The sequence below is a fragment of the Rothia sp. LK2588 genome, from assembly GCF_040946465.1.
In the GTDB taxonomy this organism is placed as follows: Bacteria; Actinomycetota; Actinomycetes; order Actinomycetales; family Micrococcaceae; genus Rothia.
In genome coordinates this window covers 364353-391177 of the sequence record NZ_JAYWLS010000001.1, presented here as the reverse complement: position 1 = coordinate 391177, position 26825 = coordinate 364353, and the positions used below count along the sequence as shown (strand labels likewise).

Below are 26825 nucleotides of genomic sequence, written 5' to 3'. Positions count from 1 at the left end.
CGCAGATGTTCGCAGGTGTTCAGAAAATGGTCTCTGACTTGGATAAACATTCAACAATGGGTGAAGTGGCTAGTCAGGATAGGGTCAAAAAGTGCTTCACATTAGATGACTATTAGATGACTTCCGGGGATAAAGCTACCCCCTCCCACCAGCCAGGTGAGAGGGGGTCTCGTATTGCTTCATCAAAGGATGAAGCCCTGACACTCAAGCTGGGTATCAGGGCTTCAGTTTTATCGCAAAAGTTTTTGCTAAAAGGTGTCAAAACCCTTTGATATATGCGTAAACCTTTTGCTATAATATTTATGTACCCACAAGGGATACATTTGGTAACTAAATAGAGAAAGGGATCAGATGACAGAATCTGATTACTACTCCTTGATGATCATGCTCTACATCATCTTCGAACTGATCAAACTGATCGACAAGGAGAAGTAAAACGTGAAGCCCCCTAGCTACTAGCACTAGCTAGGGGCTCACCCCTTTCTTTCCACCATACAGGAAAGGACACACCCATGAGAATGGTCCACTTCGCCACCCTCGTACTCATAGCCATCTGGGTGGCAGGAATATACGGCGCCGCACACGGCTACAACAGCGCCCTCATCGTCCCCATCATCGGCACCATCAGCTACGCCGGCTACATCAAGAAGAACCAACCATGACAACCACCGAATACCTCAACAAATCAGGAATAGCACACCACCTCGGGGTGAACCCCAGCTCCGTCACGCGCTACCACCTCCCAGCACCCGACGCCACCCTCAAAGGCTCTGGGGGCAAAACGCAAGACCTCTGGTTAACCACCACCATCGACGAATGGAACAGCGAACGTAACCCCAACATGCGAAAAACCAGCAAACAAACCACATAAAAATAGCCCCCGCTCTGCCATACGCAGAACGGGGGCTATTCACAAACATCTATCAATCAACCGAGGCACGGGCGCCAGGGTCCAGCACATCAGTACCCGACCCACCCGAAACCGGCGCTATCGGGGACGACCGCCAATCAGCCACCCTCTCAGCAACCTTCGACGCCACCTCATCAACAGACGGCACCTGAGCAGTCGGAGCGACCTGCGCGACCTCTTGGGCGACCTCAACAGCCGAAGGCACCTCCACCACCGGGGAGACCTCAACCACCTTGTCAGCCACTTCTGCAGCCGAAGGGATCCGCGCCTGCACACGAGTAGCGACCTCATTGGCCAACGCGTTCGAATGGGTATTCATCGCCGCGATAGGGAACCCCAAAGCGGCACCCGCGAAAGCGACCCACAACGGGGCCTTATCGGCGGTCACGATACCGTAGGCGACCAGCAACGGGATACCGGCGGCGGCCACCACGTAGCCCCACCGACGCACACCAGCCCAATCCACCTTCTTCATCACTTACCCCCGTTCAACTTGTCCAGGCGGGCCAGGATCTCCGACTGGTTCTTCTCCACCCGGGCCAGGGCCTGGATGATAGCCGTCGCCGAATTGAACAGGCGCTTGAAGTTATCCGCCAGGTAGGACACCTCAAGGCCGAGGGAGGTGGTCTCGCCCTTCGGCTGCGTCACGCCCTGCTTGAGGATCTTCTGGTTGAAGACCTCCAGGCGGATGTTGCTGATGCCCTCCATCAGACGCTGGAAGTTTTTCGGCAGCCAGCCGATCTCGGTGCGGGTGGTGGTCCACCCGCCGGTCAGTTCGTTCTTGATCTTCTCGTCTAACATTGCTGTCTCGCTTTCTGCGCTAGTAGCCTGCGCCGGGGCTGTCCCGGCCAGGATGTCATTGATCTCGTTACGGAAGGTGTCCATGTCCCAGTACGCGGGGTCGATCTTCCCCTCGTAGCTGTATTCCTTATGCCCGACCTGGTAGTAGATCCCGCCACCGGAATACGCCTCATCTAGGGCGGCACCGAGGTAGGGGGCCACGCGGCGTTGGGCCTCGGTCCAGTCGTCATAGGTCCCGGCGGATTCCATCTCGATGCCGATCAGGTAGTAGTTGCCCATGTTTTCGTAGGTGCCGTCGATGGATCCGCGGCCGGCGTGGTTGGCTTGGCCTGCTGCTACGATGTAGATTTCCCCGCCGCGGCCGAAGACGATGTTCGCCAGGGGGCCGGGGAGGTCGGAGCGGCCGTTCATGCACATGCTCAGGGTGGGGGCGCCGCTGGTCATGGTTGAGACGGAGGCGGTGGCGGTGTGGTGCCAGAGCACCCCGACGTTGCCGGCCATGCCGTTGCTGTCGTAGGTGCGGTTTTTCCACCCGTCGGTTTCGATCACGGTGAGTTTGGACCCGTCGGGGGCTGTGTAGGCGCGGAGGTTGTCCGCGAGGTCGGTGAGGTACAAGGGTTTCACTCCTCTGATGGTTGGTTCCCCGACCAGGTGTGGCCGGGGCAAAAAGAAAAGACCCCACAACGGGGTCTCAGTACTTAGGCCATGGTGGAAGCTCTTCTTCACACCCGACCTTCTCAATGAAAAGTCGCCGCAAAGCTGAATGCGCTTCCTCAAGAATGCGCAGACTGCGGGCCGTATCCTTTTCTTTCTCTCGGGCTTGATCTAGCTCATCGCGAAGATCCTCAACGTCTTCTTTGAGGCGAGCGACGTCATCGACCAGCCGGGAGATCACGGTCTCTTTATCCGCTACGGCCTCCCGGACTCGCTGACGTTCAGCCTCAGCGTGACCGGTATAGATAGATCGGATTCCGGTCCACATCTTCGCGCCAGACCCACCAAAGACGATGAAGGCTAGAAGGTACACCCACCAGGGGGTATTGGACGGTAGTTGGTCCAATGGTGGCAAAGGTGGCACCTCCTAACGTCCGGGGTCTAGCTGATAGTGCTCAATCTGGAAGTACCGTTTAGCCAGCAGCGTCCCGATGATGCACATGCGTAGCACCGTCTGCACTGGCACGTCACCGTTATGGTCGAGGTCTGCTACCGCCCAGTAAGCGTGCAAAACGTAGACGGTGCCGAGCATGACTATTGCAGGGCGCTCTACGACCCACCACCCTTTGGTGCAGGCAAGGGCCCCGGCGAGACCGGCGAAAACAAGGATTCCGCTGAGGATAGCTCGTGCGATCTCGTGGAATCCCTCAGTGTCTAATCCCGGCCAGATGTAGTTACTCACACCCTGTGTAATGAGGTAAAGATAAGCAATGATCATCATCGCTGTGGCTTTTCGGGGGACGGGGAGCCTGACCCACCAGGCGGGGGTGTATCGAAATGATCGTTTCATGGACACTCCTTATGCTGGGACGCCAGGTAATACTGACGGCCAAGGATCGTCTGTGGTGTACTCCAACCACGACCCTGCGTAGCTTTCAACGCCTGAGACGTTGATAGGCGAACCGATATTGATGTTGAGCCAGACAGTATTGTTGCCCGTGCCGTGCCGGGCGAATCTCGCTGAGATCGCGCTGCGGGTAATAGACGGGGATGATAACTGGGTGCGTTTGAAACCGGTTGGCGGATCATAGACAACTCCGGCCTTGAGCGAATTGCTATCTGAGACAGTGAAGATAACGCGACTATCTACACGGCGCAGGAGCACAGCATTGCCTGCTCCGCGTGTATCGAGGACTGTGGTGTCTACCAAGGATGTGACGTTCCGCCACCCTGTATCACCCTTCAGGATCTTCCACCCGGTGGCTGTCGTGCCTGACTCTTTCAGCCATTGTTTAGCGCCGCTGGTCATGGCGGTGTCGGTGTATATAGTTCCTACGGGTGCGGTGATGCTACCTTCTGGAGCACCGGTCCCGAAGACCATTCCTTGAGTGGTGACGGTGGCGGTGCCTGCGGGGCCTGGATCGCCTTTAGGTCCCTGCGGGCCAGTAGCTCCGGTTGGTCCTTGGGGGCCAACCGGTCCGGTAGCACCGGGCGGGCCAGGTTCACCCTGCACACCTTGGATACCAGGTGGCCCCACTGGGCCCTGCGGGCCAGACTCACCGGGGAGTCCTTGCGGTCCAGGAGCACCAATAGGTCCTTGGGGGCCAGGCGCCCCTTGCGATCCTTGGGGACCGGGTACACCCTGGGGGCCAGAAGGAAGACGTAGCTCATGGCTAGTGCCATCCGTAAAGGTAACCGTGGCGATGCCGTCACCGTCAGCGTCTGCGATCTCTTGGATACCACGGCCATCTTTGCCGATAGCACCCACGAGGGCGGTAGCCACCTGGTGAGCCTCCACCGGTACAACATCTTTAAGGTCGATCTGTTGCCCCGCAACCAAGTCCATATCAAAAGAATCGAACTCGACCGGAGCTCCGTTGTACTTGAGCACCGCGCTCACAGCCCATGACCACGAGGCGGGTGTGACTCCAGTACCGGGAGTGTCCAGGTCTACACCACGAGCACCCTCAAAGGTCAGATAACCTTCAGCATCCAGGGGGCACGCTACACGAGCCGGCAACTTCACGCCATCAGCGTCGCGGATAGCTGCGCGAGGGGTGAAATAAACCCGGCCCTGTAGAGGGACGGGTGTGTCTGCATTTGTTTCTGAGGCAGGTAGCAGGAACCTGCCCGTTACTTTTGCTTTGCCCATAGATTAAGCCTTTGCGTAGAGGGACGCTACAGTATCCGGTGTCCAGTGCGCTGCGGAGGTGTGAGCTTGGATCACCTTGTATACGGTGCCCTGGTAGGAGAGCTGGTCACCGACCTGGTAGGAATGCCCGTTCGGGTCCCACGCGGGGACGGTCTCAGCCTTCGGTGCCTCAGCCAGCTGGAAGCCCAGGGGGTAGTCTTCAGGTGATACCGACAGGAAAGCACCCGAGACATTCACGTATTCCTTGCCGCCATGGATGAGCTTCTCACCGGGGCCAACAACAAACCCAGGTGCAAACTCCTTAGCCGGTTCAGCCTTGACCGCCTCAGCGTACTGCTCAGCGATCTTCTCCTGCTGCTCTTTAGCGGTCTCAATGATGCGCCGGCGTTGGTACTCAGCCTCAATGGAGCGGGATAGCTCCACCAGCTCGTCAGTGGCGTAGGTGGTCAGGTCAATAGCAGTAGCCATCTTAGGACTCCTCCTCAGTGGTATCGGCCAGCTTGATGTCACCGGCCAGGATCCGGGCATCCAGCAGGGCTTCCCTGAGCTGATTGTTTTCTTGGGTGAGGTAGGCGACCTTCGCCTCGAGTTGTTCTTTATTCATGAGGGTTCCTTACTTATTGGTTATAGGCTTCACCGGTAACACGCGCCCAGACATACCCGGTACCACGTGTAGAGACGTTATTCACCAGGCGGATAGTCGCCCCGAAGCGATCCTGGGTCAACACGACCCAGGACATTTCGCATTTATTGGCGTTCGACGGTGAGACCGCAATGAAGGGCACAGTCCCGATGGGGAATGCCTCCGGCCAGGTAATGGTGAAATCAACGTACCCTCCGCCTGCGATGCCTGGATTCTCGTATTGGGTGAACTTCTTCGCTTGTCCATTACGCTCCAGGGAACCGCGTATATCCACTGACCCACGCCCGGGGTTGATGTAGAACCCTGGGGTGTCATTAGCCACCACGCTCCCGGGCACGCCGAGGATCTTTAGCGAACCGCCCGGTGAATAATCCGTGCCGACTTCGGAGTACCAGATCGCGCCGTGGGTGGTGACGTTGCCTTTATAGAGGTCGATTGAACCGGCCCCGTTCAAACCAATGACCACCCGTCCCACGTTTTCTTCGGTGGTGGAGGTCTGCAGCATGCCGGTGATGAGGTTCGTCTTCCCGTTCAAATCGACCGAGAGGCGGTTGTTCGAGTCGTAGGCTTTGTACCCGTTCGAGTCGATCTTCACCCCGGTGGACGCGGCCGATGAGGTTTGGATGACGCTTCCGGTCACTAGGGCTGAGTTCACGCGGGTGGCGACGATCTCTGGGGTAATGATCCCTTCGACCACAGTGGCGCGGTTCATGATCGTCTCATCGGTGACGACGAGCTTTTTCGCCGTTAGGTCCATGGCGTTGACGATCGCGGCGGACATTTCCCCGGTGACGTTTAGCTGGGCGACGTCGAGGGTGCCCGAGATGATAGCGTCCCGGCCCCGCAACAAGGTACGCACGTTGATCTGATCCGCAACCGTGGTGCCCAAGAACGTTGCATTGTTCATCAGGGCGTCTTCGGTGACAATAAGACGCTTCATGCTGGCGTCCATAGTGTTCACAACTTTGGTGGTAACGGTGTTCGCCTCGATCTTGTCACCGGTAATCGTCCCGTTGACGATTAAGGCGCCGTCTTTCATCTCCTGCAACCGGAAACCTGTGTACCAGACCCGCTTCGTGACGTCTTGAACCCCGTTAGGGTGTTGCGAGTAGACACCAATGTTCGCCTTCACCGTGCCCGCCGGTAGAGAAATCACACCGGTGTACGTCTGCCATGAACCGTTAGGGATATTCTGATTCAACACCGGGTACTGGCCACTAATACGTGACCCATCAAGCGCATAGCCGTTAACCTGGATGTAGAACTTGCCACCGTCATTTTCACCCTTGACGTCCACCGAACAGCGGTAGTTACCCGGGGCGGCAGGGAAAGGCGTAGTCGTCTTGGTTTGATATCCGGTGAGGTAGAACGAACCTGCGTACCCGTTGTTGTTCGTGGGCCCGGTGTTATCGAAACTGAAGGCCGCCCACCCATCAGGCGCCTGTCCACCGCCGTTGGGGACAATGTTGTCCCCGATACCGATAGTGAGCTTATCGGCGAAGATGGACCCGGCCTGGATTCTCTTTGCCACGTCGAGGTAACCCGAGGTGATATAACCGGCGTCGAGATTCACCAGCTGCGCTGATTCAATTTTGCGTCTCAACCACCCCGATCCGGACCATTGCCATGTTTCAATAATCCGGTTGTCCGAGCCAACATAGTAATAAGCGTCCCCCGCTTTGACACCGGGGTTAGGCGGCGGTGTGACCGTGCCATACTGTACGACGTTCTTACCGTCAGCTGATTTCTGCGCGTTACCCGCCGCTACATTCGCCTGTTGCGCGGTTGAAGCCGCCGCGGCCGCATCATTGATCGCCTTCGTAGCGTCAGCCTGGGCCTTATCCGCCGCAGACTGAGCACTAGTAGCTGCAGTCTGAGCCGCCGCCGCGGCCGAAGCCGCATCCTTAGCGGTCTGATCTGTGACCGGCACCCACTTAGCCGCCGCCGCATCATAGGTGAAAGGCGCATTATCAGACGACCGGATCCACAAGTTAGCGGCCGCCGCGTTAGCCCCGGTCGGAGCGGAGACCTGGTAGATGACCTTGCCCTTTGACCCGGCCAGTCCCGCAGCGTCTAAGGCCTTCTGATCGGCGGTAGCTGCAGCTGACTTCGCCGAATCCGCCGTAGACTGGGCGGTCGTTGCTTTCTGGTCGGCGGTGGCCGCCGCAGATGAGGCGTCCTGCGCGGCCTTACTTGCCGCGTCCGCTGAGGATTGTGCGGTGGTAGCTTTCTGGTCAGCAGCTGTCACAGCGGATTCTACGGCTGACACATCGGCCTGTACTTGGTTCAGGTCTTGTTGGGCCGCCGATAGATCGGCTTGGGCTTGTGTTACCCGGGTATCCAGAGCGGACAGGTCAGAGTTTGTGGTCTCGATGCGCCCGGATGCGGCAGTCAGGTCAGCTTCGGCTTTATCCAGGCGAGCCTTCGCGGCATCAACTTCCTGCTTGCCAGTTGCAATGCGAGTATCGAAATCCTGGATAGCCTGACCATCCCAACGGTATGCAGCGCCCGTGGGGGTGTAGTAGGTGGTGGACTCGGTCGAGGTAGCTACCTTGTTGCCATGAGCGACAGTCTTTGGATTGTCAATCCGCGCGATAAGACGGTCAAGATAGTCCCCTTCTCGTGGCCTTAAGTCGGTCTTTTTCACCATGAGTCCTCCTGGAAATCCAAAGTGATTTCATGACTTGTTGATCCAGCCATCTTGATGATCCGCATATCGCGGGTGCCGTCCGGTACGGAAAGCCAGCCGTCCAGAGTCACCCGTGCAAGGTCACCCACATAGAAAGAGCCGAGGGGGTTCTTGGTGGATGTGGTGGAGACCTTCAGCGTCACCTGGTCGAGCATCTCGGTAGAGGCGGTGAGGTCTCCCTGAGCCTTGGACTTCAGGACTGAAGCGTCCGCCTGGTCAGCGTCAGATTCGACTTTTTCCAGGAAGGGCGAGCCTTCCTCAACAGCTTTGAGATTCTCGGCGTAGTCGCGGGCCACTCCCTCACCTTCCCCGGCGCCTGTATACCAGACGCGGTTGACGAGATGTTTGCCGGTCGAGGTAATATCCACCCCAGCGATGTCTGATAAAGCTGTGGTGGTATCGAAGTCTGGTGTCCATGACTGAGCTATATAAGGGTCAAGATTGGTACCGTGGACAAAGTCCCAGACGATCTGTCGATGTGAGTCGTCTTTCCAGCGGGGTCTGAACATGATGTCAGGGCCATTGATGACCTCGCTCAGTTCAGTCAGCCTTTTCTCCACAGCGTTGTTGGCAAGATTCCACCGCTCATAAGTGCGCTGGTGGATCCCTGACTCATCAGGTGCGCCATGCACGATAGGGAGACCACCACCGGGCTTGTCCATACCGTGCTGGACGAGCCTCCAAGCGATAGATCCGAGTGACAGGCCTGTATAAGAGAGGTTCTCCCAGACGGTGCGCTTCTCAAAGATCGTGCGGATACCTGAGGCTGAGACCTGGAGCGAGTGCCCGTCTTCGGTGCCCCAATCGGTAATAGGTCCCGCTGCGAGGGGACGCTCAAAGCCTTGGTGATCGGTAAAGGTGACAAGCAGTCCACCTGACCACGGGTGCCACCAGAGCTTGTCTGTCTTGCGTAGCTTCTCCTTGGGGATAGTCGCGGAAATCGAGTCAGACTTATTCAGGGCTATACTCCAAGACAGCGACAGCGGGTCAACACGAGACCCCACCTCTCCCGTGGTGGTACGTATGAAGTAGAGAGCAAAGGTGCTCATGTGCCCTCCTTTAAAGGGGAGACCCCGCAAGACATGAGTCTCACGGGGTCTTGAAATATGCGGTTATTAGAGGGTTGCTACGCCACGATGCACGACGCGGAAATCGTCGCCTGAGAATTTGTTAGGCGTGCCGTAGCGCACCTTCCACTTGCCTGAGCTACCAGAGGGATACCAGCGCGTCTCAACCGTGTACTTCACCGTATGGCGACCAGCGTTCAAGGTGACCAGACGAGAGAATTCCTTGCTCTCCCAAACACGGTCATATCGACGCTCCCACGAGTACTGAAGCATGTCGTCTACGTAGATCTTGTAGATAACCGAGCCGTACTCGTCAGCGGTCACGCTCCCCACGTCGGTAGCTGAGACACACGAGGAGAGCTTTAGCTCCACATCTGAGTCAGTCCAGAGGTTGAAATCACCAGCTCCACGAGTCAGTACCTGACCAGGGGCGTGCTCTGACCCGTCAGTGTCTACAGCCGAGTGCAGTACACCGAACTGTGCACCCACCGGCCTGGTGTAAATGGGGTTTCCAATTGCGGTCGCTTGACGTGTCGAGGTAGCACCAGCAGGGACGGTGAATCGTGCAAGCTCAAGGGCGTTCGCAGGGAGCGACTGACCCACACCAAGGACAACCTGATTGTTGCCATCCACAGCAGGGGTGTTCTGCTTGACGTAGACGATGTCAGTACGAGAGCCGGTTACTGGTGCCGGGGTTGTAGGGATTGTCTGTCCATAGACCGGTACCTTGACCTTGTGGAAGTCGTCCAAGCGGATAACCGCTGCACCGGTGACGATCTGGTACTTCATCTCTGAGGTGGTCTTCACCTCACAGCCGGTCAGGATACCGCCCCAAATGTACTCACCTGAGGTGATCGCCTGAATGTCTTCCGGTGTGGTGCCGTTGCCTTGCTGGTCAGGGGCAATGCCGAAGCCTGTTGCCATTTTTACTCCTATATATAAGTGTCTGAGATTTGTACGTCAGCCCAACCCTGTGAGGGAGCAAGCGGCTCAAGTTTCGGCTGAATGGATTGACCGGCTGGTACGTCGAACCACTGGCGCGATGTGAGCCTGTAGGTCTGGTCAATACCGTCCACGAGCACCTCACCAGCTCGCATATCCACCACCACAGGAGCCGAGGGGAACACCGCTGAGGGATACTCGACGGTCTTGCAGTTCGAGGTGAGCCTGAATCCAGCAGGGAAAGAGCCATGCACCGTGATGACCGGGTAAGCGGTGGCGTTGCCCGCGTTGTGGAAAGCACCAGAGAGAGGGTTTGCTTCGCCCCAGTCCAGGACGGGTGTGCCGGAAGTGTCTTGCTTAGTGGTGAAAGCCGGGTACTTCAGCCCCACACCTGAGCCAGCTGTATAGGTCTGGTACAGGCGGGCCGGTGCGTACAGGAAGGGGTCTGGAGCTACGAGAGGTATCTGCACTTTCAAGGCACTAATACCCATGTATGAGTGACCGATTTCCCCGGCTAGCTTCACTGTCGCAGTGAGTGTCTCTGGGCCAGTCTGAACAGTCAGGTCACCGAATTCACCATCCCACAGCTGACCAGACAAAAACCGGTCAGCAATAGATCGGGTCTGTTCATCCTTGAAGACCATCGTGCCCTCAAGGGTGATTTCACGCCCGGTGCGGACACTAGGACGGGGGAATGACCCGTGTCCTAGTGTCCGCTGTGGGTTGTCACCACTGACGCCTACTCCCCCGTACCAACCTTTGAGGTCGGTGAGGTAGCCCTGGTAAGCGGCGGTGTCATCTTCGATATTCGAGAGCGTGAAGTTCAGACCCGCACCGCTTAATGTGGCGATACGGATTACTTTCATCAGATACCTGCCTCCATTAATCGGAATGAGAGAGCCTCACCCATACGACGGCCCATCGTGGCCGGGTCGATGCCCTCTCGCTCTGGGACGGTGATGTTGATCTTCGTGCCTTGCGACTGTCGTTGATTGGCGTTTTCCGCAATCTTTCGCATGGTCTGCCAATCGTTATTCGACAACACAGCATCAGGCTTGCGGGGGTTGTGCTCGATGATGTGGCGGCCTTGTGGGAGCCAGCCTCCACCGTCGAATCGGAGAGCGGGCTTGTCCCCCACGATGCCGCCGAGCGCGTAACCGCCGGCTCGGTCCCAACCAGCACGCAGTGAACCGTAGGTTTTCAGCGTGTAATTGATAGAAGCCAGGATGTTGTCCACCGGGTTCCAGATGTCCCCATGGCCAGGTTCCTTGAACGCTTGAAAGGTCGTAGGGACAACCTGCATCACGCCTCGAGATTGATTACCAACAAGGGCGTTCACGTCCCAGTTGTTGATAGCCCTGGCGTTACCACCAGATTCCTGCATCAATCGGCGCACACCAGACTCCAGGTTGGAATCAGAGAGAAGACCCTTCATCTTCAGAGCCTTCGTCATCCATTCCTTAGCTGAACCCGAAACGTCACCGCTGGATTCCTCGCCACCATCTCCAAAACTGGTGATGAAGTTGATCGCATCATCAATAGTCTTCTGCACGGCAGCGGTCCCGATCTGCACAAAATGATTGTTTGGGAACGCCAATCGGAACCCACCAAGGGCGGCATCAACAGGAACATTGACGATAGCCTTGAACGCTGCCTTTACAGCTTCTGCGATACTCAGGACGTCGTCACCGTTACCGGTGTAACCCTGGCCAGACCCGCCAGGATAAATTGCCTGTAGCGCCTTAGCGTCAGCATTGGACGGTCCGTTCAGGGTATACATCGAGCCATAATCCATGATGGATTTAATGCCCAGTCCCATAGTGTGGCCTAGGCCTAGCGCGTGCCCGATCTCGTGGATGGTTACTAGTCGGTTTGACTTGGCCGAGGCGAATCCTTGACTCTCATTCAGTTGAATGTCGTTACCGCCGTTGTAGTAACCAGCCCACCAGACGTTGCTTGCAGGAAGAGCTGTTAGGTGCGGTACGCCAGGTTGGCGGTTCTTCGTGAGCTTGACACCTGACATCCCGTTCCAGGCGGCCGCCGCTGAATCCAACTTCCATTTTCCAGATACTCCACCGTTGCCGATGGATAGCTGGCCCATACGTGCGATCTGGTGTTGGAGTGGGTTACTGAATGAGTGCATGGCGCCCCCGTAGATGGAGGTGCCAGGACCGGCAGCAATACCCTTTTCCCGAGGGCGTCTTATCAACCCTTGGGATTCAGCCCATGAACGTGCTCGTTGGATACCACCGCTGTTTGCAGCTCCATTCACACCGTGGATGAAGTCAGCACCCAGTGCCCGCACAGCCTCGGGAACAAGAACGCCCTCACCCTTACGCATCGGGGTGAGGAGCTCATCCTTCTTCTTCGACTGGTAACCAGGCAGAATGCCGCCACGAGCGTATCCGGGGATGATGCCACCGGTAGCGAAGCCAGGCGGTAGCTTCACATCCGGGAGCGGGGAGACATTGAATTTCTCCGCGATCCTGTTGTAATTCTTAATGAAACCACCGTTAATGACAGTTTCCACTACAACTCGTACAGGCTCTTTAACCTTCTCCTGGATCTTCGCCCACACATCGCCGATGCCGTCCTTAGCTTTCGCGAAAGCGTTGACGACATCTTTCTGAAGGAAATCGCGCATGGGGTTCAGGACAACATCACGTATCCAGTTCCAGGTTCGTGAGATTTTGTCACCGATCCAGTCCCAGACTTTCCCGATCTTTCCAGACACCCAGTCCCAGGCTGGGCCAAGCACGGACTTCAGCCAATTGATCGCCGGTGCGAGTACGACATCGCGAACCCAGTTCCAGGTTCTTGAAATCTTGTCGCTAATCCACGACCAGACAGCCGAAACCTTGTCCCAGAGCCACTGGAACTCGGCCTTGACGTTGTTGATTACTCGCGCGATGAACGGTGCGATATAGGTGTTGAACCACACCACGAAGGTGTTTATCTTGTTCGAAACCCACGTGAAGACAGCCGAAACCTTGTCCCAAAGCCACTGGAACTCGGCCTTTACATTGTCGATTACTCGCCCGATGAACGGAGCAATATACGTGTTGAACCAGACAGCGAACGCATTGATCTTGCCTGAAATCCAACTAAAAACAGCTGAGACCTTGTCCCACAGCCAGTGGAAGACAGCCTTCACAATATCGATCGAAGCACTAATATACGGCGTCAGGGTCAGAGCCAACCATTGGCCGAATGCGTAGCCCTTATTCCATATCCACGTGAAGACCGCTGAGACTTTGTCCCACAACCAGTGAAAGGCGTTCTTCAGCCAATCAATGGCCCCGGTGATCATCGGCAACGCCACAGTGGAGAACCAAGTACCGAACGCTCCGATCTTCTGGGAAATCCATGTGAAGACCGGGTTGATAACGTTCTCCCAAAGCCAGCGGAAAGGCGGCGCGAGGACGTTAGTCACCAGCCAAGAAAGTCCCTGGAAGATCGTCATCAGAATCGCCACGGTGGCGGCGGCCATGATACGAATCGACAGCCAGACCGGCTGAATGATGGTGTCATTCAGCCAAGAGAACCAGCCGCCCAGAGTCTGTAGAGCATTGGATACCCATGGGATCGCAACTGTCGTCAGCCAGTTGACGAAGCCGGATATGACGTCGCTAATCCACGTCCACACTGGCTGGATGATGTTCTGGTACAGCCAGACGAATTTATCCCCTAGCCATTCCAGGCCGCTCTGCATACCTGGCCAGGCGACTTGAGTCCACCAGTCCACGAATCCTGCGATCACGCCCTTGATCCAGTCCCACACAGCATTCACGCCGTTGCGGAACCACTCAAAGTTCTTGTATGCGTAGATCACCGCGCCGACTAGAAGACCAATAGCGACGATGGTCCATGTAATCGGTGAAGTCAGCACTGCGATGGCACCCTTGAGGAGCCATGTCGCGGCGGCCGCAATAGTCGCTTTGGCAGCCCACAGACCGGCGGCGGCCGACACGATGCCAAGACCAGCGGCGAAGGGCCCCCACTTATCCGATGTATCAATCAAGAATTGACGGACCGGGGCCACCGCTTCAGCGACGGTGACCATCGCCGAGACCAAGCCACCAACCGCGTCAGCCCAACCCTGCGAAATCGTCCGTTTGAAGGACTCCAACTTGTTCGCATCCGACCCCTGCAGCTGGTCAGTCATCTTCTGGGCAGTGCCCTGAAAATCACCCAAGCCGCCCTCAGCGTTCTGCATACTCCGCAAGAACTGAGGTATCTGAGTGACGTTCATATCCTCAAGCGGAGTACCAAACAACGCGAGCGCTGCTTGTGCTTGTTGTGAGGGGTCTTTGACGCCGAGCAGTGCGTTGACGATTTGGTTGCGTGCGTCTTTTGCTGAGTCTCCGCCGGCGAGGATTTTGTTGGACATGTCGGTGGCGTTGAGGCCTATGGTGCTGAATGCGTCGGCGGTGGTTTTTGATCCGTCTGTGGCGCGGATTTGGAATTCTTTGATGGAGTCGCCGGTTTTGTCGATTCCGTATTGGCCTTTTTGGGCGCCGCGGACGAGCATGGTCATGGCTTCGTCGCCGGTGTAGCCGAGTGCGACGAATTCGTCGGAGTATTCGACGAGTGCGTCGATGGCTTCGCCTCGGAATTGTTCGGGGATGTGTTGGAGGCCAGTCATGAGCATTTGGCTGGCTTCGGTTCCGTTTTTGGCGAGGCCTGAGGAGAGCATGGTGGTGAGGGCGCCGGCTGATTCGACGGCGTCGATGCCCATGGCGTCGGACATGCTCAGGATGTTTTTGGTGATGCCTTGGAGTTCTTTTTCGTTGGCTATTCCGGGGATTGATGAGATGACGGCTGAGACGCTGTGGGCGACGTCGTCGTAGGATTGTCCGAATCCTTGTTTGAAGAGTTCGCCGGTGACTTTGCCGGCGTTGGCGGCGGAGTCTCCTGCGATGCCGAGGGAGGCGCCCATTTTGGCTTTGATGTCGCCTTGGGCGAGGTTGTCGGTGATTCCTTTGGTGAGGGATGCGCCGATGCTTGCTCCGGCGCCGGCGGCTACTCCGATGAGTCCTTTGAAGGCGAAAGAGAATTTGTCTCCGAAGCCTTTGGAGGATTTGTCGGCGGATTTTTCGAATTCGGTGGCTACGCCTTTTGCGGCGTTTCGTCCTTCTGTTTCTGCTTTGGTGAAGGCGCCGCCGAAGGAGCCTTTCATGGCGTTGCGGGCTTCGTCCATTGCTTTGCGAACGGCGCCGCCGAAGCCTTTGTATTTGTTTTCGGCTTCTTCGATGGATTTGGCGAGTCGGCGGTTGTGTTGTTCCGCTTGGAAGAGTTCTTCTTTGGAGTCTGAGACGGCGCGGGCGTAGAGCTCTTGTTGGGCGCGGGCTTGTGATGCGACGTCCTTGGAGCGGTTGATTGCTTGCCGGAATTGCTCTTCGGCGCGCATGACTTGGGAGGTGGTGGAGGTGGATTTCTCGCGTACCTCTTTTAGGCGCTGGTGAGCGATCTCGACTTTGCGGGTGGCGTCTTCCTGTTTGCGGGAGTACACCTCTACGGAGGCGGCGAGTCGCTTCTGGTCTGCTTCGACTTTTTGGGTGAGTTTCTCGGTGTCCAGCGGCTTCGACGCGTCGATGCCTTCTCGGATGTTCTGACCCATGCGCTTGCCGGATTTGGCGGCGAGTTGTTCGCCTTTGGCGAGGGATTTACCGAGGTCGCTGAGGAGGCTGGATGTTTCGGCTGCCAGAGTGAGGTAGGCGGTGCCGAGTTCTACGCCGCTACGGGATGCCATGTGAGCACCACTCCTTAAAAGTAGGAGGCCCCCGCATAATTGCGGGGGCCTCATCGGGGCTAGGTTTGTGAGAGTTTGGCGAATTCAGCTAGTTCGTCCAAAGACAGCACGTCACCCTTTAACGTGGTCTCCTCATCGGTCGGTTCATCCCAAGGCCGCTCTGCACGGTGCGGTAGGTCCCTGGCTTTAGCGCCACTTTGATTACCGGTGAACGTGATGAGTGTGGCTAGCTCCTCAGCGATCGTCTGTAGCTGGTTGTAGTGGAGCGTGTGCCAGTGCCAGGAGTCAGGGCGGCGTGCCCGGTGGATTGGTCCGTCTTCTGGCTCGGTCTCGATGACGGCCAGAATGTCGCCCCAGGTGGTGCGCTTTGTGCCCGCCTCATCCCAGCGCAAACCGCATTGGATCAGGCGGGCCTCGACCGCGTAGGGGTACTCCTCATGGAGCTCGTAGACCCCTAGGATTTTGGGGTGGTGATGTGACCGTCCTGCCAAGCCTTCATGAAGATTTCCAGCTCTTCACCGTCAAGGTCGGTGAACGCCTCGATCTCATGTTCAGCAACACCGGCGGCCTTCAGCCATTCGACGATGGCATCTACGTCTGCACGGGTGAGTCCGCGCAAAACCTTCAGGGGCATCTGCTTGGGTGAGGGGAAGGTGAATTCACCTTCGAAGATCGGGGTTTCGAAAGTGACCATCTTGTACCGCTTAGTGGTCTTGCGGACGATCTGCTTCTTCTTGTTGTTGGCCATGGGTTAGCTCCTGTTCTTCTGGGATTTCAGGTGTGGCTAGCTCCTTGATAGTGAGAACCCCGCCTGGTGGGAGCTAACCGAAGCACCAGGCGGGGAAATGTGTAGGAAGGCTTAGACCATGACGTCCTGGTAGGAGTAGGCGTTATTGCCCTTGTCATCGGAGAGCGCTTCGATGGTCACCGAGTAGCGAATGACGTCGTTGTGCACGAACTGGACGTCACCCGATACTGAAATCTGGCCGACGGGGACTACCTCGCGGAGGCGGGTCTTTCCGGACTTCATGTCCATCACGAACGGGGAGGTCGGGGGCAGAGATGCGTTGTGCGTGATCTTTACCTTGCCGCCGTGTACACCTTCTTCAGGAGGAGTGATAGAGACGTTCTCTTCACCGAAGATTGTCTTGAGGGTGGTGCCGTTGCCGGATTCGAGGAATTCGAATTCGTAGGAGACCTCGTTGCCGTTCACGAGCGAGGCCACGGTGTAGTCGCCGTAAGCCTTGATCTTCTCGATCTTCTTGTCGACCTTGCGCTTGATGCCGTCCTCGCCCACGTATCCGTTGGAGAGGAACGCGACGTTCAGGGTCTCGAGCGCGTCAGGAGGAAGGGTGGTCCCCTTCGGTGCTGAGAAGACGACGCCGGTGCCGGAGGCCGGCTTCGCGGAAAGTACCGCGTCAGTGCCAGTGGTTGCTACTGCCATTGCTTTTTCTCCTTAAAGAAAAAAGACCCCGCGTCAGCAGGGTCAGAAAGTTCTTGTTTAGTTAGTTGCCGTGAGAGCTTCTACTGAGGTCTTTGTGCCTCGTATGTAATGCTCTTGGGTGAATGAATAGGCGGGGACGTTCAGCTCAAGGTCCGGGTCATAGGTAGGAGCGTTGAGTGATCCCACATAGGACATGTCGTCCTTTAGTTCCGCTCTGAGTAAGGCATCCACTGTGTCAGCTACCTTTTTCGCCTCAGACCTGGATCCATGCCGCACCTCAATCGTGGTCATGCACGACCAGTAGGTATGTGCTGCAGGCTTTGACGATCCGCCGTCTTTGACCAGGATGAGCAGACTCTTCGTGTCATACGTGGAGCTATCTGGTTCTTCGGCCCGCACTGTGCCTTTCGGGAAGTACTGAGATAGGAGTCGAATTACCTCGGCTACATGATTCGGTGGGAGAACGATCTCTGTCATTCCTTCACCCGATTCAGCGCCTTGATCAGCGAGTTGTGCTTACGGTTGCTGTTATAGGCGTGCCCGTAGGCATACACCGATGAGGCACCACGTGGATCTTCCAGAACGAGGTCTGTCACCACGTACCCCTCCACCTCGCCACCGCGAGACGCTATGTCAGCGATCTGTTGGGCTTTGTGCTTGAGGTGCTTTCGCACTTCAGGAAGATTACGGATCTTTCGGAAAGCCTCGTTGTTGACTTTGAGCTTGATCTTTTGCGGGCTCATCCAGTCACCGCCTCGAGTAGAATCTCCTGGCCGAATGCACGTCGTGAGTAGAGCCCGTACCAACCGGGTGACTCCCCCACCGCACGATATGTCTTCCCGTCGATGAGGAATTCATCTCGTGCGGTGTAATCAATGGGGGTCTTGAGATAGAGCTTGGCCTGAGAGATGACACGCTGGGCAAGACCTGACTGGCTGGATTCAGCCGTGGACTCCGGGGCGAACGCCGCCTGGATTTCGACCGGATCAGCAAATCCAGAAACTTCCTCTCCCCACTCGTCTGTCTCAGTAGACTCCTGGAATCGCTTCCATTGGACTACTGGATATGCCATAGCTCCTCTTCTTCCACTCGGGGCATGCGGTTCAGCTGGATGATCTCCTCTGGTGCCGGGGTTCGGTATGAGCGGGTCCCTGAACGTCCGAGCACACGGTCAAGGTCGGCTTTCTCCTCTGGCAGGAAAAATCCACCTCGTGCGAAATGCTCCGAATACCCGACGGAAAAAGGGCCGGCACCTTCTCGAATCACGCTTGGGTTAGGGTTGCTCAGACGCCGCTTCAGCGCGTCGATGACGTACCCCGTGACAAATGATTCGAGGCGGTCTAGCTTTTCTATCGGGTAAGTCGCAGCTAGGAATTCCTCGACACCTTTGACCCAGAGATCGCAGGTCGCTTCTTCTTGCTTACTTAGAGGTGGAAGAAGATCCTTCATTTTTTGCAGATCCAGATGCACGCTTGGGCTCCTTCTCCTCGGCCTTCTCCCAGCCGAGATCTGTGAAATATCCGGCCTGATCGTCCGGGGTTACAATCTCAGCCTTAGAGGTGGGGTGGATCAGTTTCACGCTCATGGTCTACTCCTTACAAAGCGGCGGCGGGGGTAACAGCAGAGACAGGCGCCAAACGGACACCGTCAGTTCCTACGATGTCGGCCAAGGTGTAACCGAAACGTGCTCGGAAGCGGAGAGCGACCTGGTCGTTCTCGGCCAGGTTGACGCCGCCAACAGTGGCCTGGTCTAGGAACTTCACGCTGATGTCCGAGCGGACACCGATCAGCACGGCGGAGGGGTCCACGACGAGACCTTCGGCCTTCTTACGGTCGAAAGCTCCGTTGCGGTTCCAATAGGCATCAAGTCCTGCCACATTGTCCACAGAGCCGGGTGCCTGAGACAGGGAGGGCATGTAGATCGGCGCGTTGTCAGTGCCACGCAGGTTAGCCAGACGGAACTTGAAACCCTGACGGGAGATGAAAGCGGTGGGGTTACCCCCGGCAACGTCAACGTCTTCGGCTGCCTGGAAGATGGAACCAACGAGGTCGTTCTCACCGGTTGCTACCTGGTGGATCGCACCCGCCGCGGTGGCAGCGGCGAACAGGTCGTTGCTGGTCCATGCGGCGGGCTTGTTCACACCGAATAGAACTGCCTCGTCGAGGGCGCGGCCGATTGCTTCACCACCGAGGTTGGAGGCGGTGGTCAGTAAGTCCTCGGTAGCGTCCTCGATGTCTTCCTCGTTCAGAGTGATGATGACAGCTACCTCAGCTGCGGTGAGGACTTTGTTCTCGAAGGAGAACTTGGAGGTAGGCTTGGTGCGCTCACCGGCGGCCTCGCCCACCCACTTAGCGGTGGGGCGGGTAGCCAGCGCGGGCATGTTCTGTACCTTGGCGCCCATGTTGACGGTGTTGAAAGCGGTCAGCGCAGTAGATGTCGCGGTGGCCTGGTTGAGGAGGGAATGGTTGTATTCCTCTTCGATGAGAGATTCGATGTCGGAGCGGGTGATACCTGCCATTTATGATTTCCTTACTTGTTTCGGGCGTAGCTACGTAGAGCGTCAGCGGCGCGAGTCTTCTGTGGGGTTTTGTCCCCCTCAGATTCCGCGCGGTGGATACGACGAGCGCGCAGTCGCGCGTCGTCTTCGATCTTCTGGATCAGATAGGGGCGATCTTTAGCCAGATCAGTGAGCTTCTCCTCTAGCGCCTTCGTATTCACATCACCGTCCGACATGACGTCGGTGAGGTCGAGGAATCGGGTAGCGTCGGAGGGATCCGCGAATCCCAGCTTGGAAGCCAGCAGCTCAACGGACTGCGCGGCGAGCTTCTTGCCCCACTGGGCGTTGAGCTCGTGTTCACGCTGTTTGAGCTGGTCCTCGAAGTGCTTCGCGGCGTTGGTGAGCTGATCTACCTGTTCGACGAGTCGTCGGTTCTCGGACTCGTGCTTGCGGGAGTAGCTTTTCCAGTAGTCTGCGGCTTCAGCCGGGGACATCTCAGAGAGTGGCTTCTTGGCGGGAGAATCGGTAGCTGTGTCAGCTGCGCTGTTCTCGTGGCTCGTATCGGGATTCTGATGATCGCTCATGGTGTTACCTCTGTCAGGTGGTTTGATGACCTCATCTCGTGATGAGGGGCTGTACTTCTCCCACCACTGATCAATGTATTGGGCGTGGGAGGTGTCCCCGTCGCGGGATATTGCACGCTGACGGGAAGTCTCTTTGGGGGTCTCGAGGACGTAGGACTTGGTGACGCCGATCCGGTCTGAGAACTCTTCGCGGTCGGCAGCCGCCGGCAGTGACCGGGTTATCCACACGTCCCCGCCGTTGTAGTCCTTGGCTTGGTCTTCAAGGTCAAGGCGGCGAGCCCGGGCGACACGCTCGGAATCTGACTCGTTCTTAATGAGATCGAAGTCGATGAGCTGGTCACCCGGTCGCATATGCTCTTGGGCGTAGGTGGTTTTGCCAGCTCCGGGTGGGCCGGTGACGAGATAAATCGCCATGGTCTCCTCCTACACTTCGGGACTGGGCGTAGGTTCTTGCACCGGTTGGGATACAGAATCTTGGAGTAGCACTGGATCCGGGGCCGCGGTGGAAGCCGCATTGACGACGTCCTGACGTGACCATCCCGGAACCAGCTGCAGGGTCATATCCTTCGGCGCACCGACCGCGTCCAACTTCTGAATGGCGTCAACCGACGCGGCCAAGGTACGGACGGTGACGTCCTGCCAGTGCACCTCAGTGGTGTAATCCATCGCGCCATTGAGGTCATCTAGGAAGAAGGCCGCCTTACGCAGAGCCGACTCGTACCCCTCAGAGAGAGGTTCCTGGATAGTCCCCAGCTTGCGGATAAACCCGGTCTCAGTCGCGGCGAGCGCTTCAGCTGATAGGTTGACGACTTTGCCGAGGAGGTAGTGGGGTGGGATGTGGAGTATGGCGGCGAGTTGTTGGAGGTGCTCGTCGACGGCGGTGGTTGCTTTGTCGATGTCGGCTGCGGGGAAGGATCCGAATTTTACGAGTTCGTCTTCGTTGTGGATGAGGGAGTCTACGGAGGGGCGGACGAGGGCGGCGCCGTTTTCGTCGACCCCCATGACGCCTCCGGCTTGCCATTTCTGGGGGAAGGCGCCGTAGCGTTGGATCATTTGCAGAGTGAAGGTGGCGTCCACGACGCGTTTGTAGGCGGGTTCGCCGTGGGCTACGACCGATTCTGGCATTTCGCCATTGGTGGGGTACTGGGCTTGGATTATGGTGACCGGGTTGATGCCGAGGCCGTGGTTGGTTTGGGTGACGGTGCCGCGTTGTAGATCGCCCTTGATTTCGTACATGTTCTCGGAGTCGAAGAATCGCCAGAGGTCATCACGTACGCGGTGCAGGACGTATTCCGGTTCTTCGTCCCAGGGGTCGGCTTTGACGGCGTAGGTGTCCCGGGCGGGGAGGTGGCGGAGCATCACTCCCCCGTCGCTGTCGGGGAAGGCCAGGAGGTAGGAGTACCCGTAGGCGACGGCCTCACGGTTGATGGCGTGTTGACGGCCGGACATGCCGGATCGCTCCCAGGCTTCGTCCCAGATGGTCTGATCGGTATACCCGTCGATGATGAGGGCGTCCGAGAAGCAGTCCGCGGCGAACATCAGCCAGGGGGACTGGGCTTTGCGCATGAGGTCTCGGTATTCGAAGTCGGCGTTCTTCGGCATCCAAGACTTTGAGAGTTTCCCGTCGAGTCGGAGGCGGTCGCGTCGGAGGCGGGCCCACTCCTGCTTTGCGGGTTTGAGTACCTCGTCTTGGATGATGTCGAGAACGCTCATTCTGCCTCCTAGGCGATGCCCCGCGAAGGTGTCTTTGGTTTCGCGGTAGCTTCGAAATTCTTCACTCCCCATAGCGCTTCAGTGACGGTTTGTGCGGGGGTGACGGGTTCGGTCGGGTCGGATTGCTCCCAGGTGTAGCCGTATTGGCCGATTGCCCGGGGTTGGGCAAGAAGGAGGGAGTCAGTAAGTTCTGGCTGGCCGCGGTGGACGACAGTCCCGGCGGCGACGGATTCGGCAAAGAGTGAGTGCGCCCCGGCCAGTTCACCGGGGCGGATGGAGACGTACTTGATGCGTTCCCGCTTGAGGTCTTGGAGGATTCCGGCGCACTTTTTTTCATCCAGCACGACGGAGTCAGCACCCATCTCCTCTTTGAGTGCTTTGAGTTTCTTTGGTGCCCAGAGGGTCTGCGCGGCACTGTACTTGTGCTCCACGTAGATTCGCCCGTCAGCCAGGAGGGACGCGGCGGAGATCGTTGCGTAACCACCGTTGTCGGCGACTCTCACGGAGAGCACTAGGGGCTTGCCGTGGGCGGCTTTAACGTCCAGGCCGCGTTCCCAGGCGTCCATGTCCAAGTCATTGACCCGAACTTCTTCCTCTGGGCGCCGATTCGGCCACACCGACAGACGCTCACGCTTGAAAGACTCCTTAGCAGCGGAGGTGTCCTGCTCGAATTGCTTGAGCACCTTGGACTCATCGAAACCAGGCAGATAACCCATGGTCGGGTTAGCCTTCGCCCACCCCTCACGCTCCGCTGGGTCGAGCTTATCGGCTACATCTGGATCCTCAGACCCAGCCGGCGACCACTCAGCCCACAACGTGTTCTCGTTACCTTCCAGCGAGCGCCCACGATCTCGGACGCCCTCGAAGACTTCGAAGGCGTTCTCTGCTTCGTCGGGGACGGTGCCGACGAAAAGTTCCTGTCCGTTGGGGACGGTGGTGGCGGTGTAGGACAATGCGTCTCGTGCAGTGACTGCGAGTTCCTGCGCCTCGTCGTAGATCAGGGTGTCGGCTGAGAAGCCGCGGCCTGAGGACTTGGAGCGGGCCACGAACTTGATGCGGTCGCCGAGGGCGTTCTGACCACGTCGGCGTTTGAGGATGATCTGCTGCTGACCGGCGCCGGTGTAGATGTGTTCTACCCGGTCCATAAGTTCCGGGTTCGCTTCGATCACACCTCGGAGACGGTCGAACCCGTCCACAGCTGTCTTGAATTCGTGGGCGCTGTGGAGGATGGTTTTTCGTTTGTTATCCGGCCGCGGGAAGAGGAAGAGGTGCGCGAGGTCGTAGAGGACCAACACCTCTCCTTTGCCGTTCTGCCGGGCCACGAGGAAACCTGCCTCAGCGGCCGCCCACTTACCCTGCTCGTTGTACGCGAAGAGGTCGCGGATAAGTCCCTGCTGCCATGGGAAGAGGTTCACTCCGACGGCTTCACCGAATTGGATGACCATATCGCCGTGGGTACCTATGGAGTGGGGGCGTTTAACCAGCCTGGGTTCCTGGGAACCCAACAACGTTGTTGGTGAAGAAGTGGTCAAGTGCTGACTCCTCCTTTACCTCTGTCTCTTCCTCGGTGGTGAGACGTTCAAGTTCGGCGGTCATCGCTCGTATCTCTCGGGAGATCGGGCCGACCTTGTCAGGGGTGGCAATCAGAACATCGGACAGCGCCTGAGTGAGCTGGTCCAGGGTGGAGCGGATGATCCTGATGTGTTCGTCCTTGGTGTACTCCTGCGGCTGCGGTTCGGGCTTCGGAGGTTTAGGTGGGGATGCTTTGGGTTTCACCGGGGGTGACTCCCTAGCTTTTACCCGGTACTCAGTCTCCGGCAGCTTCTCAGTGATGCGTCGCCGCTTACGCTCCCGGGCAGTATCGGCGTGAGCCTTACGGCAAGCATCATCTACCGGCTCTTTCTCTCGGAGGTGCCGGCGGTAGGCGGCTTCAGTGCCGCATTTAGCACGCGGTCGCGCCATTTAACCCACCTCAATTCGCCTAAAAGCACACCCGGGGTCCGCGAACGAAAATTTGCCAGGGGCGGCCCGGGACCTGGCTTGACAGAGGGTGAGGGGTAGCCCCCCCACCCTCTCAAAAAATTCAAGAAGCCTGACGGATACGTACAGGCATAGAGGATCCCTTTTTCGCATTGCACATCCGGTGCATCGGCTGCAGCTCCCCCTTATGCAGGGATCCACCGCCAGCGATCGGTATGACGTGGTCAGCGGTGAAAGCCAACGGGTCATTCGGCGGGGCACTGTAGTCAATGGGCTTACCGCACCAAGCACACGGCAGTCCACGCCTCTTGAGTATCTCTCGTTGACGTCTGAAGGATCGATGACCACGGCCATTCCTAATGCGCTCACTACCCATCAGGTCACCGCCTTAGTGTTCTTGGTCTTCCTCGCCTGCCCATACCTTGACTCTGCCTTCGTCAGTCATGTTGTAGTACAAGGGGACGCCCTGTATAAATCCAAGGATGTCAGCCATAGCTTCTCTCTTCCTGCCCGGTTCATCGCTCAACGATGACTCATGAGTTGAAGGTGAACCCGGCGCTCGTCGTTGTCCATACGCACCGGGTTCACCTGGTGGCCGTTTATACCCTCACACCACCATCGAGGGAACCTACAGAGGGACGAGGTCGAGTCAGGTCATCAGGGTCAGTCACGAACCCGTCCTGCTCAATCTCACGCCCTATATCGTCGCGCTCGACCATCGCCACTCCTCATCAGATTGCTAATGGCCTCATTCGCAGTCGGGTCACTATACACACGCCGACCACGACCACCCGACCGGCTATTACCTTGCTGAGTCAGATGACGCCGCACCACACGCAGAGCCCGATCAGCTCCCAGCGCTCGCACGCTCTCATCCTCGTGATTCTCGATGACGTGCAGAGCGATCATGCTCGCTTCAAGCTCATCCACGGCACGCACCCCTTAAACGCAGCAGGGGCGCCACAGCCTAAGCTGCAGCGCCCCTCCTCAACAAAATCATCATCTACACACAATGAGGCCCACCGTGCAGGTGAGCTATAGGGTACATCCAGTAAGTAGACACACTAAACCGAACGTGCCAGCATACTATCACACATGCCGGTTGATAACACCAGCCAACTCCTTCATCTCATCAAACCCAACCCAACTAGCCAAACAAGCCCGACAAAACGCCCGCTCCACCGTCCACACCAAAGCCGGCTTATACACCCGACCATCAGGATCACCCTCATCGACCTCATACACTGTATCCACGCCACACTCAGGGCAAGCAGCATCCAAAGCATGCACGCGATAACGCAAACCCTTGATCTGCCCACACCAAACCGCACACACCTCCTCCACATAATCCGGATCACCCTGAGCCCACGCATGAATCTTCTGCCCAACACTCAACCTTTGAAGCGCTCGCTGATTACGGCCGGGCCATTGTTCGTTGACGGTTTTGGTGATGCGTTCCCAGAGAGCGAGGGCGCTCATGCTGAGGGGTACTTTGGGTCCGCCGTTGGTTGCTTCACCGGTGCCTGTTGATTCTCCTTTGACGGCTGACTCGAGTTCCCAGATGAGGGGTTCTTGTTGGGCGAGGCGGATTGGTTGGCCTGGGGCGGCGATGTTGGTCTTTTTGCCAATGATGAGTTCGTGGACGCTTGGGGGAAGTGGTGCGTGCCCGGTCATCATTTTCCCTTCTGTTGGAGGTAGCTACCGAAGATCAGGATCTCTGCGATGAATACTCCGAGGGCGGCAAGAAAGCCACCCAAGGACGCTTCTTGTCGACTGATGTCATAGAACCACGCGAATACGAGAGTTCCAATGAAGAAGGCGCCCGCGATAGCCGCGAGCGCCAGGATGATTAGTAATGCTTGTTTCATAGTGTCTCCCAGTCTTTGAAGGTGAGCCATACGCCCAAGGCCCCGTCACCGTGGTGTCGGTGGTCGGGGCCTTGGAGTACATGGAGGTTGTCTTCGATGAGTGCGCCGGTTTTCACGAGGGCGTCAATCATCGCTTTGGTGGTTGGAGCCCAATTGTTGGGGTCGTAGCGTTTGTTGTCTGGTCGTTGGATGGACGCGATGCACCGGACAGGTGTCGGGATTGTAGGTTCCCCTGTTCGCCGCCATGCGCTGATGGTGGCAAGCTGGATCGCGTTGATCTTCGCTATCTTGTGCCCGATGTTCCGGGGCATGCGGTTGGCTTGAATGGGCATGTCTTTAAGGAGGGGTACGAAGAACTGGAAGCGAGTCATTCCCGACGCCCCCACAACAGCCATTCGATGGCCTTGGTAAGACCCAGCAGGACATTCAGGAGAACTAGAACACCTGTCGCGAGACCAAGAGCGGGTAGCAATACGAGGATCATGTGTTCTCCTAGATCGTGTAGTTACCGGTAGTGACTAGCTGCTGGTAAGTGTGGTCTGCGTGGCGGGCCATCTGCTGCACTTGGCGAACAACGGATTCTGGGGTACGCCACTTATCCCTAGGGTACTTGGAGGCGAGGGGAAGTTCGCCCTCCCAGACATAGGCGGCGGGCCAAGCGTCGTTGAAGTGTTGGGTGCCGAACCCGTGCCAGCGGCCATCGTGGAATGTTTCCTCGCCCCATTCCCAGCATTCTGCGTCGTCGTCGAATGAGTCCTGGTCACAGATGTAATCCCCTTCCTCCTGCCACGGATGATTAGTGTGAGCATCTGGGATGCGGATGTAACCGTTGATGCCATAGAACGGGGCTTTGGCGGTGACCCAGATGTACCCGTTGATCTCCCCGGTCTCTAAGACGTCGTCTTTGTTGAGTGGGTAATCTTTGAGATGCCATGGGGTGATGGTCATCTGATCTCCTTCGCACGGTAAAGGTCGATGTATTGCGCCGCGAGCGCGGTGAGGGCGTTGATGCGTTGGGTTTGTGAGTCTTTTGCTTGTTGGTCGAAGGCTAGTTGGCCTGCGACTCGTTTTGCTTCGGCGAGGATTATTTCGGCTTCGGTGAGTAGGTCGGTGGTTTCCATGTTGGTT

Annotated in this window: 33 protein-coding genes; 3 read left to right on the top strand and 30 right to left on the bottom strand. The window is 57.4% G+C overall.

All coding sequences use genetic code 11. From position 1 onward, the window contains the following. The first annotated feature begins 512 nt into the window (after nt 1–512). Both VVR12_RS01895 and VVR12_RS01890 read left to right on the top strand, forming a co-directional pair. Nucleotides 513–662 (top strand): hypothetical protein, encoded by a 150-nt coding sequence (locus tag VVR12_RS01895; RefSeq protein WP_368549422.1) that lies wholly within the window; start codon nt 513–515, stop codon nt 660–662. Beyond that, on the top strand, nt 659–871 hold the full coding sequence (locus VVR12_RS01890; protein ID WP_368549421.1) for a hypothetical protein: 213 nt from the start codon (nt 659–661) through the stop codon (nt 869–871). The genes VVR12_RS01895 and VVR12_RS01890 overlap by 4 nt, the downstream gene beginning before the upstream one ends. A gap of 52 nt (nt 872–923) precedes the next feature. Here the strand turns inward: VVR12_RS01890 and VVR12_RS01885 are convergent, their stop codons facing one another. The 5 genes from VVR12_RS01885 to VVR12_RS01865 all read right to left on the bottom strand — a co-directional run bounded on the left by VVR12_RS01885 (nt 924) and on the right by VVR12_RS01865 (nt 4036). Beyond that, nucleotides 924–1385 carry a hypothetical protein gene (locus tag VVR12_RS01885; RefSeq protein ID WP_368549420.1) on the bottom strand — a complete coding sequence of 154 codons (462 nt, stop codon included), beginning with the start codon at nt 1383–1385 and terminating at the stop codon, nt 924–926. Beyond that, on the bottom strand, nt 1385–2326 hold the full coding sequence (locus tag VVR12_RS01880; protein ID WP_368549419.1) for an N-acetylmuramoyl-L-alanine amidase: 942 nt from the start codon (nt 2324–2326) through the stop codon (nt 1385–1387). Before VVR12_RS01880 ends, VVR12_RS01885 begins: the two co-directional genes overlap by 1 nt. Before the next feature lie 76 nt (nt 2327–2402). Further along, the gene (locus tag VVR12_RS01875) at nt 2403–2780 is read right to left on the bottom strand and encodes a hypothetical protein (protein ID WP_368549418.1); all 378 of its coding nucleotides are present in this window, start codon (nt 2778–2780) and stop codon (nt 2403–2405) included. A gap of 12 nt (nt 2781–2792) precedes the next feature. Beyond that, nucleotides 2793–3215: a hypothetical protein gene (locus tag VVR12_RS01870; protein WP_368549417.1), complete on the bottom strand. Its 423-nt coding sequence runs from the start codon at nt 3213–3215 to the stop codon at nt 2793–2795. Between the two features lie 482 nt (nt 3216–3697). Further along, nucleotides 3698–4036, bottom strand: a complete 339-nt coding sequence (locus VVR12_RS01865) for a hypothetical protein (RefSeq protein WP_368549416.1) — start codon at nt 4034–4036, stop codon at nt 3698–3700. Here VVR12_RS01865 and VVR12_RS01860 point away from each other — a divergent pair. After that, nucleotides 4035–4274 carry a hypothetical protein gene (locus tag VVR12_RS01860; protein ID WP_368549415.1) on the top strand — a complete coding sequence of 80 codons (240 nt, stop codon included), beginning with the start codon at nt 4035–4037 and terminating at the stop codon, nt 4272–4274. The genes VVR12_RS01865 and VVR12_RS01860 overlap by 2 nt on opposite strands. 246 nt (nt 4275–4520) lie before the next feature. Here the strand turns inward: VVR12_RS01860 and VVR12_RS01855 are convergent, their stop codons facing one another. The 25 genes from VVR12_RS01855 to VVR12_RS01735 form a co-directional block, all read right to left on the bottom strand. Then, a complete protein-coding gene (locus VVR12_RS01855; protein WP_368549414.1) occupies nt 4521–4985 on the bottom strand; it encodes a carbohydrate-binding protein in 465 nt (154 codons plus the stop codon). Between the two features lies 1 nt (nt 4986). Continuing rightward, entirely contained in the window at nt 4987–5121 is a 135-nt protein-coding gene (locus VVR12_RS01850) for a hypothetical protein (protein ID WP_368549413.1), read from the bottom strand. A gap of 13 nt (nt 5122–5134) precedes the next feature. Beyond that, a complete protein-coding gene (locus VVR12_RS01845) occupies nt 5135–7810 on the bottom strand; it encodes a hypothetical protein (RefSeq protein ID WP_368549412.1) in 2676 nt (891 codons plus the stop codon). Further along, nucleotides 7804–8898 carry a hypothetical protein gene (locus VVR12_RS01840; protein WP_368549411.1) on the bottom strand — a complete coding sequence of 365 codons (1095 nt, stop codon included), beginning with the start codon at nt 8896–8898 and terminating at the stop codon, nt 7804–7806. The genes VVR12_RS01845 and VVR12_RS01840 overlap by 7 nt, the downstream gene beginning before the upstream one ends. A 66-nt stretch (nt 8899–8964) precedes the next feature. Beyond that, complete coding sequence (locus tag VVR12_RS01835; protein ID WP_368549410.1) at nt 8965–9840, bottom strand: hypothetical protein; 876 nt, start codon at nt 9838–9840, stop codon at nt 8965–8967. A gap of 8 nt (nt 9841–9848) precedes the next feature. After that, entirely contained in the window at nt 9849–10724 is an 876-nt protein-coding gene (locus VVR12_RS01830; protein ID WP_368549409.1) for a hypothetical protein, read from the bottom strand. Further along, nucleotides 10724–15610 (bottom strand): phage tail tape measure protein, encoded by a 4887-nt coding sequence (locus VVR12_RS01825; protein ID WP_368549408.1) that lies wholly within the window; start codon nt 15608–15610, stop codon nt 10724–10726. Before VVR12_RS01825 ends, VVR12_RS01830 begins: the two co-directional genes overlap by 1 nt. Before the next feature lie 59 nt (nt 15611–15669). Next, entirely contained in the window at nt 15670–16101 is a 432-nt protein-coding gene (locus VVR12_RS01820) for a hypothetical protein (protein ID WP_368549407.1), read from the bottom strand. Beyond that, on the bottom strand, nt 16065–16358 hold the full coding sequence (locus tag VVR12_RS01815) for a hypothetical protein (RefSeq protein ID WP_368549406.1): 294 nt from the start codon (nt 16356–16358) through the stop codon (nt 16065–16067). Before VVR12_RS01815 ends, VVR12_RS01820 begins: the two co-directional genes overlap by 37 nt. Before the next feature lie 111 nt (nt 16359–16469). Continuing rightward, nucleotides 16470–17054, bottom strand: a complete 585-nt coding sequence (locus VVR12_RS01810; RefSeq protein WP_368549405.1) for a hypothetical protein — start codon at nt 17052–17054, stop codon at nt 16470–16472. A gap of 473 nt (nt 17055–17527) precedes the next feature. Continuing rightward, nucleotides 17528–17797 carry a hypothetical protein gene (locus tag VVR12_RS01805; protein WP_368549404.1) on the bottom strand — a complete coding sequence of 90 codons (270 nt, stop codon included), beginning with the start codon at nt 17795–17797 and terminating at the stop codon, nt 17528–17530. Further along, a complete protein-coding gene (locus VVR12_RS01800) occupies nt 17794–18126 on the bottom strand; it encodes a hypothetical protein (protein ID WP_368549403.1) in 333 nt (110 codons plus the stop codon). Before VVR12_RS01800 ends, VVR12_RS01805 begins: the two co-directional genes overlap by 4 nt. Further along, nucleotides 18111–18524, bottom strand: coding sequence for a hypothetical protein (locus tag VVR12_RS01795; RefSeq protein ID WP_368549402.1), 414 nt, complete (start codon nt 18522–18524; stop codon nt 18111–18113). The genes VVR12_RS01800 and VVR12_RS01795 overlap by 16 nt, the downstream gene beginning before the upstream one ends. Next, nucleotides 18475–18639 carry a hypothetical protein gene (locus VVR12_RS01790; protein ID WP_368549401.1) on the bottom strand — a complete coding sequence of 55 codons (165 nt, stop codon included), beginning with the start codon at nt 18637–18639 and terminating at the stop codon, nt 18475–18477. The genes VVR12_RS01795 and VVR12_RS01790 overlap by 50 nt, the downstream gene beginning before the upstream one ends. A gap of 10 nt (nt 18640–18649) precedes the next feature. Then, nucleotides 18650–19573: a phage major capsid protein gene (locus VVR12_RS01785; RefSeq protein WP_368549400.1), complete on the bottom strand. Its 924-nt coding sequence runs from the start codon at nt 19571–19573 to the stop codon at nt 18650–18652. An 11-nt stretch (nt 19574–19584) separates the two neighbouring features. After that, a complete protein-coding gene (locus VVR12_RS01780) occupies nt 19585–20550 on the bottom strand; it encodes a hypothetical protein (RefSeq protein WP_368549399.1) in 966 nt (321 codons plus the stop codon). 9 nt (nt 20551–20559) lie between these two features. Next, nucleotides 20560–21849 (bottom strand): phage portal protein, encoded by a 1290-nt coding sequence (locus tag VVR12_RS01775; RefSeq protein ID WP_368549398.1) that lies wholly within the window; start codon nt 21847–21849, stop codon nt 20560–20562. Between the two features lie 8 nt (nt 21850–21857). Then, complete coding sequence (locus VVR12_RS01770) at nt 21858–23294, bottom strand: hypothetical protein (protein WP_368549397.1); 1437 nt, start codon at nt 23292–23294, stop codon at nt 21858–21860. A gap of 31 nt (nt 23295–23325) precedes the next feature. Continuing rightward, nucleotides 23326–23625, bottom strand: coding sequence for a hypothetical protein (locus VVR12_RS01765; RefSeq protein WP_368549396.1), 300 nt, complete (start codon nt 23623–23625; stop codon nt 23326–23328). Nucleotides 23626–23932: 307 nt separating this feature from the next. Continuing rightward, nucleotides 23933–24205, bottom strand: coding sequence for an HNH endonuclease signature motif containing protein (locus VVR12_RS01760; protein ID WP_368549395.1), 273 nt, complete (start codon nt 24203–24205; stop codon nt 23933–23935). Nucleotides 24206–24918: 713 nt separating this feature from the next. Further along, complete coding sequence (locus tag VVR12_RS01755) at nt 24919–25503, bottom strand: hypothetical protein (RefSeq protein WP_368549394.1); 585 nt, start codon at nt 25501–25503, stop codon at nt 24919–24921. Further along, on the bottom strand, nt 25503–25697 hold the full coding sequence (locus VVR12_RS01750; RefSeq protein ID WP_368549393.1) for a hypothetical protein: 195 nt from the start codon (nt 25695–25697) through the stop codon (nt 25503–25505). The genes VVR12_RS01755 and VVR12_RS01750 overlap by 1 nt, the downstream gene beginning before the upstream one ends. After that, nucleotides 25694–26068 (bottom strand): hypothetical protein, encoded by a 375-nt coding sequence (locus tag VVR12_RS01745; protein ID WP_368549392.1) that lies wholly within the window; start codon nt 26066–26068, stop codon nt 25694–25696. Before VVR12_RS01745 ends, VVR12_RS01750 begins: the two co-directional genes overlap by 4 nt. A 121-nt stretch (nt 26069–26189) precedes the next feature. Then, complete coding sequence (locus VVR12_RS01740; protein WP_368549391.1) at nt 26190–26645, bottom strand: hypothetical protein; 456 nt, start codon at nt 26643–26645, stop codon at nt 26190–26192. Continuing rightward, nucleotides 26642–26818, bottom strand: a complete 177-nt coding sequence (locus tag VVR12_RS01735) for a hypothetical protein (RefSeq protein WP_368549390.1) — start codon at nt 26816–26818, stop codon at nt 26642–26644. Before VVR12_RS01735 ends, VVR12_RS01740 begins: the two co-directional genes overlap by 4 nt. Nucleotides 26819–26825 lie beyond the last annotated feature (7 nt).